Origin of the sequence: Streptomyces subrutilus (assembly GCF_001746425.1) — a bacterium.
In the GTDB taxonomy this organism is placed as follows: domain Bacteria; phylum Actinomycetota; class Actinomycetes; order Streptomycetales; family Streptomycetaceae; genus Streptomyces; species Streptomyces subrutilus_A.
This window is the reverse complement of the sequence record NZ_MEHK01000003.1, coordinates 1-13,022: the sequence shown is the minus strand read 5'-3', so window position 1 is coordinate 13,022 and position 13,022 is coordinate 1. Positions and strand designations below refer to the sequence as shown.

Annotated in this window: 6 protein-coding genes, 1 tRNA gene and 4 pseudogenes; 3 read left to right on the top strand and 8 right to left on the bottom strand. The window is 72.5% G+C overall.

Features of this window, described 5'->3' with window-relative positions; translation table 11 throughout:
• Positions 1-614, bottom strand: a pseudogene (locus BGK67_RS35580) (M6 family metalloprotease domain-containing protein); the annotation flags it as partial.
• Between the two features lie 345 nt (positions 615-959).
• Here BGK67_RS35580 and BGK67_RS35575 point away from each other — a divergent pair.
• Positions 960-2,879, top strand: coding sequence for a putative bifunctional diguanylate cyclase/phosphodiesterase (locus BGK67_RS35575; RefSeq protein ID WP_244291583.1), 1,920 nt, complete (start codon positions 960-962; stop codon positions 2,877-2,879).
• 45 nt (positions 2,880-2,924) lie between these two features.
• Here BGK67_RS35575 and BGK67_RS35570 read toward each other — a convergent pair whose 3' ends face one another.
• The 3 genes and pseudogenes from BGK67_RS35570 to BGK67_RS35560 form a co-directional block, all read right to left on the bottom strand.
• Entirely contained in the window at positions 2,925-4,610 is a 1,686-nt protein-coding gene (locus BGK67_RS35570; RefSeq protein ID WP_069920401.1) for a glycosyl hydrolase family 18 protein, read from the bottom strand.
• Positions 4,611-4,863: 253 nt separating this feature from the next.
• Positions 4,864-5,975 (bottom strand): annotated as a pseudogene (locus BGK67_RS35565) (LLM class flavin-dependent oxidoreductase).
• A gap of 255 nt (positions 5,976-6,230) precedes the next feature.
• The gene (locus BGK67_RS35560; protein WP_069919633.1) at positions 6,231-7,352 is read right to left on the bottom strand and encodes an IS630 family transposase; all 1,122 of its coding nucleotides are present in this window, start codon (positions 7,350-7,352) and stop codon (positions 6,231-6,233) included.
• 92 nt (positions 7,353-7,444) lie between these two features.
• Between BGK67_RS35560 and BGK67_RS35555 the strand changes: the two are divergent.
• Positions 7,445-8,202 (top strand): annotated as a pseudogene (locus tag BGK67_RS35555) (IclR family transcriptional regulator).
• A gap of 90 nt (positions 8,203-8,292) precedes the next feature.
• On the opposite strand, the gene BGK67_RS35550 reads toward BGK67_RS35555, so the two are convergent.
• The 4 genes and pseudogenes from BGK67_RS35550 to BGK67_RS35535 form a co-directional block, all read right to left on the bottom strand.
• Positions 8,293-8,366, bottom strand: a tRNA-Lys gene (locus tag BGK67_RS35550).
• A 96-nt stretch (positions 8,367-8,462) separates the two neighbouring features.
• Positions 8,463-10,141, bottom strand: a pseudogene (locus tag BGK67_RS35545) (AMP-binding protein).
• 26 nt (positions 10,142-10,167) lie between these two features.
• Positions 10,168-10,761 carry a lytic polysaccharide monooxygenase auxiliary activity family 9 protein gene (locus BGK67_RS35540; RefSeq protein ID WP_069920402.1) on the bottom strand — a complete coding sequence of 198 codons (594 nt, stop codon included), beginning with the start codon at positions 10,759-10,761 and terminating at the stop codon, positions 10,168-10,170.
• Positions 10,762-10,947: 186 nt separating this feature from the next.
• On the bottom strand, positions 10,948-12,447 hold the full coding sequence (locus tag BGK67_RS35535) for an SPFH domain-containing protein (RefSeq protein ID WP_244291206.1): 1,500 nt from the start codon (positions 12,445-12,447) through the stop codon (positions 10,948-10,950).
• Positions 12,448-12,714: 267 nt separating this feature from the next.
• Here BGK67_RS35535 and BGK67_RS35530 point away from each other — a divergent pair.
• A partial coding sequence (locus BGK67_RS35530) for a hypothetical protein (RefSeq protein ID WP_208948876.1) occupies positions 12,715-13,022 on the top strand: 308 nt, incomplete at its 3' end.

Genomic DNA, 13,022 nt, shown 5'->3' with positions numbered 1-13,022 from the left:
GACGATCCGCCGCAGGTCCGCGCCGTCGGCGCGGATCGGACGGTCGAAGTTGACGACCTTCGTGGCATCGGAGTCCACCCCGGGCGCGTCCGGGTCGGCCACGAAGTAGACGACGTCGTACTTGCCGAAGTCCACCTGGGCGTCGGCGGTCGCGACCGCGTCGCGCAGGTAGGCCGCCCGGTCCTCCGGGGCCCAGTCGCGCTGTATCCCGTACGCGGTGGACGGCTTGGGCATCCGGATCCACTGCTTCTGCGGATGCGGGACGAGGCGGAAGCGGCCGTACGAGGCCCGCTCGAAGAAGTCGCTGGTGGCGGGGAAGTAGTCGCCGGCGATCTCCTCGGGGACAGGGCGGTCCGGTGGTCGGGGAAGGAGAGGAAGACCATGACCGCGTCGAGGGAGCGCTCGGGCCGCGGGTAGGCGCCGTTCCAGGTGTCGAGGCCGAGCGAATGGTGCGCGGCCGTACGGGTCAGGGCGCAGGGACCGGCTCCGGAATCGGCCACGGCGGGCCCCGCGACGAGCGACATGGCGGCGAGCGCCGTGAGGGAGGTGAGGGCCGCGCCCGTGCTTCGGAGGCGCGGGCGGTCCACTCCCCCGGGTGTCACCTGTCGCGTCACATCGACCTCCGGTGGTGGATTTGTTCCTGTTCGTCCACCTTGAGGTGCTTGCCGTACCAATGCCCTGTTGCCCTGCCCCACACGAGTGAGCATTCCGGCAAGCCGGTGACCCTTGGCCTTCACTCGATTGCCTACAGAACGTCACGATCGATCACGCGAGATCAGCAGGCGCCTCCGCGTGCGCAAAGCCGCGCAGAAACGATCGCCCCAGGGAGGGCCGCCACTCCGTCATCACGCCGAACTCCCGCCCCCCGCACGGCGACGCCGCTGGATAGGGCCTCCGGCAGCCTCTATGATCGGCACACTTTCCTGCACGGACACTCACGAGCACTGCGGGAGCCAACGGTGAGCGGAACCTCTGAAGGAACCGGTTCGGCGGCCGACAGCATCCGATCGGCCATTACGGAGCGTCACGCGGCAGTGTCGGTAACGGCAGTTCCGCCGCGCGCCGAGTCCGAGCGGCGCGACTACCGGGCCGCCTTCAACGCGGCCCACCTCCCCATGGCCGTCGTCGACCGCGACGGGTACGTCGTCACCGCCAACGAGGCCTTCGCCTGCCTGCTGGGCGCCGAGCCGCACGCGCTCGTCCGCCGGCCGGCCGCCGACCTGGTGGACCTGGCCGCGGAGGCCCGCACCTGGGCCGCCTACCAGGAGGTGCTGCGCGGGCGGCAGGCCCGGCTGCGCTGTACCCGGCGCCTCAAACACCCCGACGGGCATTCGCTGTGGACCGAGGTCACCCTGGGGCCCGTACCGGGGACCGGCGACGTCCTGCTGTCCGTCGCCGACATCAGCGACCGGCGCGATCTCCAGGCGCGCCTGCGCCACCTCCAGATGCACGACCCCGTCACCCGGCTGCCCAACCGGGCGCTGTTCTTCGAGCGGCTCTCCACGGCGCTGGAGGCGTCCTCGTACGAACACGGCGGCGGGACCGGCCGGATCGGCCTGTGCTACCTGGACCTCGACGGCTTCAAGGCGGTCAACGACACCCTCGGCCACCGCGTCGGCGACCGGCTGCTGGCCGCCGTCGCCGCCCGGCTGACCCAGTGCGCCGACCAGTCCGGATACGGGCGCACGAGCGGGCACCTGGTCGCGCGGCTCGGGGGCGACGAGTTCGCCCTGCTGGTGGAGGACTCCACGGGCACGGAACAGCTCGCGGACCTGGCGCGCAGCGTACTGGCCGCCGTCCAGGAGCCGTTCGACCTGTCCGGGCAGCGGCTGTCGGTCTCCGCGTCGATCGGGGTGGTGGAGCGGGCGGCGGCCGGCACCTCGGCGACGGGGCTGATGCAGGCCGCCGACACGACCCTGTACTGGGCGAAGGCGGACGGCAAGGCCCGCTGGACCCTCTTCGACCCGGAGCGCAACGCGCACCGCATGACGCGCCAGGCGCTGTCCTCGACGCTGCGGCCCGCCGTGTTGCGGGGCGAGTTCGAGCTGGAGTACCAGCCGCTGGTGGACCTGGAGAGCGGGGCGGTGCGCGGGGTCGAGGCCCTGGTGCGCTGGAAGCACCCGCAGTTCGGCACGCTGACGCCGAATCGGTTCATCGGGATCGCCGAAGAGGACGGGTCCATCGTCCAGTTGGGGCAGTGGGTGCTGCGCACGGCCTGCCGCCAGGCGCGCCGCTGGCAGATCGAGCAGCCCAGCGACGCGCCCGTCTTCGTGTCGGTCAACGTGGCCGTGCGCCAGGTGTGGGACTCGGACCTGGTGGGCGACGTCGCGGAGATCCTGGCCGAGACGGGGCTCGCCCCGCAGCTGCTCCAGCTGGAGCTGACCGAGTCGGCCGTGATGGGCTCGGCCGGCCGGCCGCTGCAGGCCCTGCAGGCGCTCAGCGACATGGGCGTGCGGATCGCGATCGACGACTTCGGCACCGGGTACTCGAACCTCGCCTACCTGAGCCGGCTGCCGGTGTCGGTGCTGAAGCTGGACGGGTCCTTCGTACGGGGCTTCCGCTATGACGAGGGCACGCACCCGAACCCGGCCGACGAGACGATCGTCGAGGCCCTGGTCCAGCTCGCCCACCGGCTGGGCCTGACGGTCACCGCGGAGTGCGTGGAGACGGCGGGCCAGGCGGCCCGGCTGCGCCGCGTCGGCTGCGACACGGGCCAGGGCTGGCTGTACTCCCGCGCGGTGGCGCCGGAGGTGATCGCCGGCATGATCGACCGCCAGGCCGCCGCGGCGTCCGCCGCGGCCTCCGCTCCGTCCGCCGCCGCGGCCTCCGCCACCACGGCCGCGCCGTCCGACGGACCTGCCCCGCACCCCCTCGTCTGAGGGGGATGCGGGGCAGGCCGCCGCTCGGCGCGGGGTGGGGGGAGATCAGCAGGCGCCGAGGTCCTTCCAGACACCCCATTCACCGGTGGTGCCCGGCGTCTCGTTCTGCGTCCACCACTGGGCCTTGTACTTGCGGCCGTTGTGCGAGACCTCGCTGCCGCCCGTGTAGACGGTGCCCGCGACGTAGGCCGGGGTCGAGCCGCAGCCCGTGGTCGGCGGGGTCGTCGGCGGCGTGGTCGGCGGGGTGGTGGGAGGCGTCGTGGGCGGGGTGGTCGGCGGCACGGTGGTCCCGCCGAGGGCGTCCGAGATCTGGTTCAGCAGCGTGGTGTTGTTGTCCAGGCCGAGGAGCGAGTACATCATCGCGCCGGCCAGGCCGCGCTGCTTGCCGTAGTCGACCCGGGCCTGGATGGAGCGCTGGTTCAGGCCCGTGAAGAACTCGCCGTCCTTGTAGAAGTAGGAGGACTTGGACTGGTCGTCCCAGAAGGTGGTCGCCGCGTTGTCGACGATCCCGCCGAGCTCCTTGTAGTGCGCGATGCCCGCCTGCTGGCTGAGCGGCCGGGCGGCCGAGCCGCCGGTCGCGCTCTGCGCCAGGCCATGGGTGGTGCCGGCCGGCACCCCCTTCCAGCCGCGGTAGTAGAACTCGTAGCCCAGGGTCAGCTTGTCGGCGGGGAAGCCGCCCGCGATGCCGTAGGCGGGGTTGCCGTCGATCCAGGAGTCGATGGCGTTGTCGATGCTGTACTTCTCGGTGCCCGGGGCGATCGGGTCGGTCGGGTCGGCGGCCGAGGGGTACAGCGGGGACTGGTGGTACGTCGGCCCGTCGCCGTCCCAGGCGCCGTGCATGTCGTACGTCATGATGTTCGCGTAGTCGAGGTACGCGCCGATCTTGTCCGTCTCGATGTACTTGATCTTGTCCTGGCCGGCCGGGAGCGCCGCGGTCAGCAGGTACTTCTTGCCGCCGTTGGCCGCGCCCTCGGCGTCGAGCTGCTTGCGGAACTCCGCCAGCAGCAGGGTGAAGTTCTGCTTGTCCTCGGGGCCGTAGTGGTTGCCCAGGTGGCCGCCGGAGGAACCGGGGTACTCCCAGTCGATGTCGATGCCGTCGAAGATGCCGGCCGCGGTGCCGGGGCCGCCGTAGCCGCCCTCCACCGGGAGGTCGCCCTTGATGTACTGCTTGATGCAGGAGGCGACGAGCTTCTTGCGGGAGGCGTCGGTCTTGGCCGCGTCGTGGAAGAACTTGGAGTAGGTCCAGCCGCCCAGCGAGATGTTGATCTTCAGGTGGGGGTATTTGGCCTTCAGTTCCTTGAACTGGTTGAAGACGCCCACGATCGGCTGGTCCCACTTGTCGGCGACGCCGTCCACGCTGTCCGCCGCGCTGAAGGACTTCTGGTAGTCGGCGTACGAGTCCCCCGCGCCGTCCCCGGCGTTGGGGTTGTTGTCGTCGCCCGCCGCCTTGTTCGCCTCGAAACAGGTGAGGTCGGTGGGGTGGATGTTGCCGAACGAGTAGTTGATCACGTCCAGCTTGCCGGCTATCCCCCGCGTGTCCAGGTGCTTGGGGTAGAAGGCGTTCCCGTACACGCTCCACTGGTCGTAGTAGGCGATGCGGACGCCGCCGGCCGCGGCGCCGGCCGCCGAGCCCGCGGCCTGGGCGGTACCGAGCCCGGCGAAGGAGGCGAGCGCACCGGCTGCCAGCGCGGCCGTGGCGGCGGCCGCGATGAGGGGTTTACGGATGTGCATGAACTGCCTCCGGGGGTGGGAGGGGAGGGCATCAGCTTCAGGTGAGAGAAGTGATAGCGATCACGCCACGCCCCAGTCAATGGTTTGGACCAAAGAAGGACTAGACCACTGCGCGGCCAAATGTGCTCGTCAGAGACCTGAACGCACATCAGAAACCGCTCGCCACCCCGGGTGACGAGCGGTTTAAGGATGTCTTAGGCCACCTTCCGGCAAGGTTTCGGCAACAAACCAGCCGAACCCCGTTTTCCTGCGCTCACCCTTGGGCCGGGACCTCCGCCGGCATCCCGTACGCATCTGCGACGAGCCCGTAGGAGCGCAGCCGGGCCTCGCCGCTGTGCGCGTTGGCGGTCAGCATCAGCTCGTCCGCGCCCGTCCGCTCGGCCAGGCCGTCGAGTCCGGCGCGCACCTCGTCGGGGTGCCGTGCACGATGTTCGCGATCCAGCCGTCCACGAACTCCCGCTCCAGCGGCGAGAACGGGTACGCCGCGGCCTCCTCGGGCGTCGGGACCAGCCCGGGCCGCCCGCTGCGCAGCCGCAGCATCGACAGCGCTCCCGTGAGCACTTGGGCCCGGGCCTCCCCGGCGGTGTCCGCGGCCAGCGCCGCGACCCCGATGAGGGCGTACGGGGCGTCCAGGACGGCCGAGGGGCGGAAGCTCTGCCGGTAGAGGTCGAGCGCGGGCAGGGTGCCGGCCGCCGAGAAGTGGTGGGCGTAGGCGAAGGGCAGCCCGAGCTCGCCGGCCAGGCGGGCGCTGAAGCCGGAGGAGCCGAGCAGCCACAGCGGCGGCCGCCCGGCGGGCCCCTGGACCGGGCCCGGCACGGCGTGCACGCGGGCGTACGGGTGCCCGTCCGGGAAGTCGTCGTCGAGGAACCGGGTGAGCTCCGCGAGCTGCCGCGGGAACTCCTCCGCGGCCTCGTCGAGGCGGCCGGCCCCGCGCAGCGCCATGGCCGTGCGCCCGTCGGTGCCGGGAGCCCGGCCGAGGCCGAGGTCGATGCGGCCCGGGGCGAGGGCCTCCAGGGTGCCGAACTGCTCGGCGACGGCGAGCGGGGCGTGGTTGGGCAGCATGACCCCGCCCGAGCCGAGCCGGATGCGCGAGGTGTGCGCGGCCAGGTGGGCCAGGATCACGGCCGGGGAGGAGCTGGCGACCCCGGGCATGGAGTGGTGCTCGGCGACCCAGTGGCGGTGGTAGCCGCGGGACTCGGCGAGCCGGGCGATGTCCACGCTGGTGCGCAGGGAGGCGTGGGCGGTACTGCCGGCGCCCACGGTGACGAGGTCCAGGACCGAGAGCGGTACGGGCGCACTGCCCCGGGCCGTGCCGTGGACGGCGCCCCGGCCCTCCTGGCGATACGCGTCCCCGGTGTCACTCATCGTCGCTCCCGTCTCGATCCGTCGTCCGTACGAAGAATTCGAACCGTGGGCGGCGGCCGGGCATTCCCGGCACAACCGGGCCAGTGAACGTGACCATGGCATATGCCAAGGGAGTAGATCCTGACGGGGCGGCGTGATCGAGCCATCAATCTCCTCAACAGGCGCTCCACATGGGCCTCTTGATGGCTATCGTGGTAGGGCAAGCGGTAACAACCTGCTAGTGCTGTGACCGGGAAGGTTCGCCGGGTTGAGCGGTCAGGCCGCGGAGGGTAGGGGTCTGCCGCCCCAGCGGATACCTCTTTCGCTGCGGATTCGGGCGCGTTCGCGTCGTTGGGCGGCAAGGACGTCGGGATGGCGGGCGTTCTTGTTGCGCCAGCGCAGGTAGGCGTGCAGGGCCCGGGTCTGGACGGTGTGGTTGGGGTGGTTCGAGTTGGCCAGGGTGAACTGCCGTAGCGGTCCGAAGTGGGCTTCGATCGGGTTGGCCCAGGAAGCGTAGGTCGGGGTGAAGCACAGCTCGACCTTGTTGCGAGCCGCCCACCTGCGGATTTTCCAGTTGAGGTGGGCGGAGAGGTTGTCGAGGATCACGTAGATCGGGGCGCCGTCCGGGCGGGCGGCACGGATCGTTCTCAACGCGGTCCAGGTGTGGTCGATGCCCTTGCGGCGCCGGTTGATCCCCCACATCTGGTCGTCGCCGACCGAGTAGCAGCCGTGGAAGTAGGTGATTCCGTGGGTGCGCCGATAGGTGGCCGGCAGGCGGTCGGGCCGGGTCTGCCCGGCCCAGCAGGAGCCAGCGGTGGGGCGAATGCCCAAAGGCCCGAACTCGTCGAACGCGAACGTGCGGTCCGGCCGCTCGTTGATCGCGTACTCGATCCGGGCGAGCTTCGCGTCGAAGGCCTCATCCGGGGACTCCTTCCAGGTCTTCGTGCGCTGGAAGGAGATCCCGCGGCGGGCCAGTAAGCACCGCAGTGCCTCCCGGCCGATCCGGACGGGCCGGGCAGTGTTCCTGCGCAGGTGATCGGCGAGCTTTCGGATCGACCAGCGGGTGAAGGGCTTGCCCAGCACGGTCGGACGAGTAGTGGCCGTCTGGACGACGAAGTCCTCGTCGTCACGATCGAGAAGGCGGGGACGGCCTCCCGCCCACCGAGGGTTCAGGCATGCGAGCCCGATCTCGTTGAACGTGTGGATCACATCGCGGACGGTGTCCTCGTCCGCCTGGACCAGGCGGCCTATGACCGGGACCGTGCTGCCGCCGGCCGAAGCCAGCAGCATCATCGCCCGCCGAAACCGCACTGAACTCGTGCTGCCCCGCCGGACGATGTGCTGGAGTTTCTGGCCCTCCTGCTCCGTCAGCCCGCGAACCCGGACCGGTTTCGCCATCCCGCCTCCCCACGCTGCTTGGAGAACTCATTTCCAACCAGCACCAGGAACAACCCGGCGAACCTTCCCGGTCACAGCACTAGGGGGAAACCGTGGCGCTGAAGCCCGAGCCGACCGCGCCGTTCCACTCGGTGCAGTACGCACTGCGCGTACTCGAAACGATCGCACGGCACACCGGCGGTGTGACCGATGTGCAGATCGCGCGTGAGACCGGCCTGCCCGCAGTCCATCTCGCCCCGATGCTGCTCATGCTGCGCCGGGAGGGATATGTCCTGCAGGTGTCCGACGGCGCCTACGCCATAGGGGATTCCCTCGTCCTGCTCGGCTCCGGCGTCGACCGCCAGCAAGCGCTGACGGACAAGCTCCAGGAGACCCTGGACCGGCTGCGCGACTCCGTGGGGCGGCGGTCTACATCAGCCGGTACGTGGACGGTGAGGTCAGGATCACGCAGTTCGCGGACAGCCCGCGCACGCCGAAGGTCCACGAGTGGGTCGACTTCCGCTCGGCGGCGCACGCCAGCGCGGTCGGCAAGTGCCTGCTGACCCAGCTCGACCTCAACGGGCGGCGCGACCACCTGTCCCGCCACAAGATCGCGCGGCTCACGTCGAAGACGATCGTGAACGAGCGGATCCTGTTCTCCAAGCTGGACGCCCAGCCGGCCACCGTGCCCGTGCTGGACCTCCAGGAATACGCCGTGGGCACCGTCTGCGCGGCCGTCCCGATCACGGCCGGGGCCTCGGTGGGCTGCCTCGCCCTGTCGATGCCGGTCGAGCACGCCCACCGGCTGCGGGCCGCGGCGGACACCCTCAACCGGAAGGCCGCGCCGCTGCTCCTGTCGCTCACCCTGTAGCGGGGGTGCCCCGACCGGGCCCGCCCGCCAGCGGGGCCGGAAAACACTTCGGGCGGTTCCCGGTGAACCGGAAACCGCCCGAAGGACAGGTGCGCCGCCAGGGACTCGAACCCCGGACCCGCTGATTAAGAGTCAGCTGCTCTAACCAACTGAGCTAGCGGCGCCTGCTGACAGAGAAAATACTACCTGCTCCCCAGGGGTGCTCAAAACCATTACCGGCGGAGGTGCCCGAGGACCGCCGGGACCCGGCCGCAGCAGGGCTAGCGGTCCAGGAGGGTCGCTCGGGCCTGGGCTTCGTACTGCGACAGGAGCACCGCGAGGTCGGCCTCGGTCAGCGGCCGGTAGGACCCCGTACGGGAACGGTGCCAGACCGGGTCGGGGCACCTGAAGCCGGCCCGGCGCAGGGCCACCCGGTGGACCTTGTTCGTCGCGGTGACCGGCATCCCCGGCACGATCCTGACGTACCGCGGCGCCATCTTCGTCCCCAGGTCCGGCTGCGCGGCCAGGAACGCCGCGAACGCCTCAGGGTCGAAGCGCGCCCCCGCCCGCAGGGCCACGGCCGCCATGACCTGGTCCCCCGCGACCTCGTCCGGCACCGCGTACACCGCCACCGCCGCCGCGTCGGACCACCGCGCCAGGATGTTCTCGATCACCGCCGCGGCCAGGTTCTCGCTGTCGACCCGCAGTCGGTCGTCCGTACGGCCCGCGAAGTACAGGAAGCCCGCGGCGTCGCGGAAGAAGAGGTCGCCGGTCCAGTACCAGCCGTCCCGGGTGCGGGCGGCCTCCGCGTCCGGGTTGCGCCAGTACCCCTCGAACAGGCTCCGGCCGCGGTTGACCAGTTCCCCGATCGCCGCCGAGCCGTTCAGCAGCCGTCCGTCCGCGTCCAGCACCGCGGCCGGGCACTCGGCCCCCGTCTCCGGGTCGATCACCGCGAGGTCGTCCCCTCCCCGGCCCGGCCCAGCGCACCCGGCGGGGTGTCCGGCGTCTGCTGGACGGAGGCGCCGCCCTCGGTGGCCCCGTAGCCCTCCACCAGCGGGACGCCGAACCGTTCGGCGAAGCGCGCCGCGTCCACCGCCCCGGCCTCGGTGCCGAAGCCGAGCCGCAGGGAGTGCTCGCGGTCGTCGGGACGCGGCTCGGTGGCCAGCAGGTACTGGACGGCCCGCCCGACGTAGGTGAAGTACGTCGCCCCGTACGCGCGTACGTCGTCCAGGAACGCGGAGGCGGAGAAGCGCCGGCGCAGCGCCGCCGACGCCCCGCCCGCGAGCGCCGGGAGCCAGTCGGCGATGACCGCGTTGCCGTGGAAGAGCGGCATGCAGACGTAGTGGACGTCCTGCGGGGTGACCGAGAACCGGCGGGCCAGCGCGGACCCGGCCGCCGCGAGCCGGCCCTGGGTGCAGATGGCGGCTTTGGGGGCGCCGGTGGAACCGGAGGTGAAGTAGAGGAGCAGCCGGGAGTCCGGGCCGGGGGTCCCCAGCGTCGCCTCGCCGGGCTTGGCGCCGGCGTAGGGGGCGAGCAGGGCCTCGTACTCCTCGGTGTCCGTGACCAGGAGGCGTACGCCGGGCAGGTCGAGGCCGCGCAGCAGCGGCAGGTGGGCCCGCTCGGTCACCAGGATCCGGCAGTCGGTGTGCAGGATGTCGCGGGCCAGCTCGGGTCCGCGCCGGGTGGGGTTGATCCCGGCGACGGCGGCCCCCGCGAGGGCCGCCGCGCCGAGCCAGAACGGGAACTCGGGGGTGTTGTCCAGCAGCACCCCGAGGTGCGGCTCGGCCCCCGGGGGCATGAGGTCGACGAGGAGCGCGGCGCGCGCGGCGGCCTCCTGGGCGGTCCGGTGGTGGCTGAGGACGGTGTGTCCGGTGTCCTCGTACTTCAGCCCCGGCCTGTGGTCGCCCCATCGGCGTGCCACGAGTTCCGCGACGGTCTCGGGTGCAGTTGTCGTCCGCATGCCGCCGGAGATTAGCTGACGTTGCGTCAGAATTGAACGTCGGAGCAGGCGTAGAAGGCCATCGGGGTGTCGTTGACGGTCCAGACGGCCAGGATCAGGTGCCGGCCCGTCTTGCCGCTCGGCATGGCGCCCTGGTGGACGGTGGTCATGGCGGGCCGTGCGCCGTTGTAGGCGACGGTGAGGAAGGGCTGGGGGTCGAGGTCGGCGCGGGTGAGGGCCTTGGTCCCGTTCCAGCCGTTCTTGGTGACGTAGTACTTGAAGTCGGTGGTGGAGTGGTTGGCGGTGAACTGCCACCGGAAGCCGTAGCTCTGCCCGCTGGTCACCTTGGTGGTGGGCCAGGCCCCGCCGCGCGGGTTGTCGAGCTCGGCGAACTGCGGGAGGCCGGCGGAACATATCTTGCCGTCGGCGGGCCCGGCGGCCGGGAAGCCCTTGAAGCCCTCGACGCTCTGCGGCTCCCACTGGATGGCGCCGCAGTTGGTGACGGTCTTGTTGGCGCAGAGCTTCTGGCGGCTGATGGGGGTGTCGGTGTAGCCGTGGCTGCTGGCACTGGGGGCGCCGAGGAGGGTGATTCCGGCGACGAGGCCGAGGCCGAGCGCGGCGGCGCCCGCCCGTCCGGGCATGCGGAGGTTACGCATGATGCTCCTTGAACATGGGGGGGTTCGGCGAGAGCGTGCGCACGCGTGGGGATGTGATCTCAGGTCTAGACCAAGTTCCAGACTATTGACGGGAGTTGGCCATGTCCATACCAAAGGGAGAACGGGTGGTCCGGTCGATTCCGGCCACCCGTTCGCGCACCGCCGAGGGCGCTACTCGCCGCGCCCCGTGTAGAAGGCGACCGTGAGGTCCTTCACGAGTGCCTTGCGCTCGTAGTCGTCGAGCTCGACGAGCCCGCGCGAGGTCAGCCGGTGGACGGTGTCGTCGACGGCGTCCACGACCGAGGACAGCACGGCGTCCCGGTGCTTCGCGTCGATCGCCGCGACCCGGCGGCGGCGCATCGCCTCTGCGACCTCGGGCGCGTACTCGATCCGGGTCGGCTGGGCCGAGAAGACCTCGATCCCGACGGCCTCGGTCTCGGCCGCCAGCATCCGGGTCAGCGCGTCGCCGACGGCCTCGGTGTCGCGCAGGGTCGGCGCGTCCTCGTGGAAGGCGTCGGCGGGGAGCCGGGACAGCACGCGGGCCATGGCGGACTCGACCTGCTCGGCCAGGTACTCCACGTGGTCCTCGACGGCCAGGGCGGCCCTGGCCGTGTCCCTGACCTGCCAGACCACCTGGACGACGACCTGGAGGGCGAGGCCGCCGGAGTCCACGGCGGGCATGGGGTCGCTGCGCCAGTGCCGCAGCCGCACGTCGACCCGGCGGCGCAGGAGGAGGGGGCTGATCCAGGTGAGCCCGGTACGGCGGACCGTGCCGCGGTAGCGGCCGAAGAGGGTGAGCACCCAGGCGTGGCCGGCGCGGGAGCGGCCGAGGCCGCCGAGTGCGAGGAGGGCGACGATGCCGAGGAAGGCGAGCGGGGGCCAGTGGGTGGCGGACAGGCCCCGGTAGGCGCGCGGGGCGCCGCCGAAGGCAGCCACCACCGTGTCCGGGACGGCCCCGGCCCGCCAGAGCACGGCCGCGCAGCCGGCCAGGGCGAGCCCGCCGATGCCGACGCCGATCCACCCGGGCAGCACCGGGCCGCGGTGCTCCCGGAGCCGTTCGTCCACCCGCGGAGCCCGCCGGCCGGGGGCGGGGCGGGGGGCGGGAGCCGGCCGGGGGGCGCGGGCCGGGGCCGGAGCCTGGGTCGGGGCGGGCGGGCTCTTCTTCTGCGCACCGAGGAACGGCAGGTGAACGGGCACCTCGGTGACGGCCGCGCCGCGGAGCGGGGCGCCGTGCGGGACGGGGCCTTCCTGGGCCGCGTCCTCCTCTTCCAGCCCGCGCGCCACGGCCTGCGCGACGATCTCGGCCACCCCGGGCCCGGGCACCCCGGACCGCGCGGGGGCGGGCTGGGCCTCGGCCTCCGGCTCCACCTCGGGCGCGGGCGCGGGCCCGTCTGCTGCGACCTCCGGCTCCGCGGGGGCAGGGGCGGGGGCCGGAACGGGCCGGGGGTTCGACTCAGGCCGGGCCGCGACCTGGTGCTGCGCGGGGGCCGGAACGCTCGCGGGCGCGGGCCGGGGGTCCGGTCCGGGCCCGGCAACCGGCGCGGGACGGGGGTTCGGCTCGGGCTCGAACCCGGCCCTCGGCTCGGCAGGCGCGGGTACGGGCGCAGGCGCGAACGCCGGTCGGGGCGCGGTCGCCTGGGCGGCGCGCGGGTCCGGACCGTGTCCTGCCACGGGCTCCGGCTGCGGGGGCGTTGGCGCCGGAACGGCCGCCGGCCTGGGCATCGACCCGGGGGCGGGGGCTGGCCTCTGGGCGGCGGGCTCCGGGTGCGGCCGGAGTTCCGGGTTCGGTTCCGGGTTCGGTTCCGGGTTCGGCCGGAGGCCCGCCCCCGGCGGGAGTTCCGGCCGGGGCGGCGGGGCAGCGGCCCCGGTCGCGGTGTCGGGGACGCGCAGGCGCAGCGTGGCCGTGCCGGCCTGGGTCGCTTCGGCCTGGGGTGGGGGATGTCCAGGCCCGTGTGCACCGGTTCGGGTTCGTCGGCCTGGGCCCGGGCGGCCGGCACCTCGGGCCCGGCCGCCACGAGGACCGCCGGGACGGTGGCCCAGCCCGTCGAGGTCTCGCCCGAAAGCGAGGGCGGGCCCGGCTGCGGAGCCGGCTGCGGAGCGGGGCGCGGGGCCGCACCCCGCACCGGCTCCGGGGCCGGAGCGGCCGCCGCGGCCAGGGCAGGGGCGGCCACCGCCGGCACCCGGAAGGTGCCCGTGGCCGAGGTGGTGCGCGTGGGGTACATCGTGTCCTCCGTCATGCGAAACAG

Excerpts from the sequence above, each read along its gene's own strand:
- BGK67_RS35570 (WP_069920401.1), bottom strand. The coding sequence starts at position 4,610 with ATGCACATCCGTAAACCCCTCATCGCGGCCGCCGCCACGGCCGCGCTG.
- BGK67_RS35560 (WP_069919633.1), bottom strand. The coding sequence starts at position 7,352 with ATGGCGAAACCGGTCCGGGTTCGCGGGCTGACGGAGCAGGAGGGCCAG.
- BGK67_RS35540 (WP_069920402.1), bottom strand. The coding sequence starts at position 10,761 with ATGCCCGGACGGGCGGGCGCCGCCGCGCTCGGCCTCGGCCTCGTCGCC.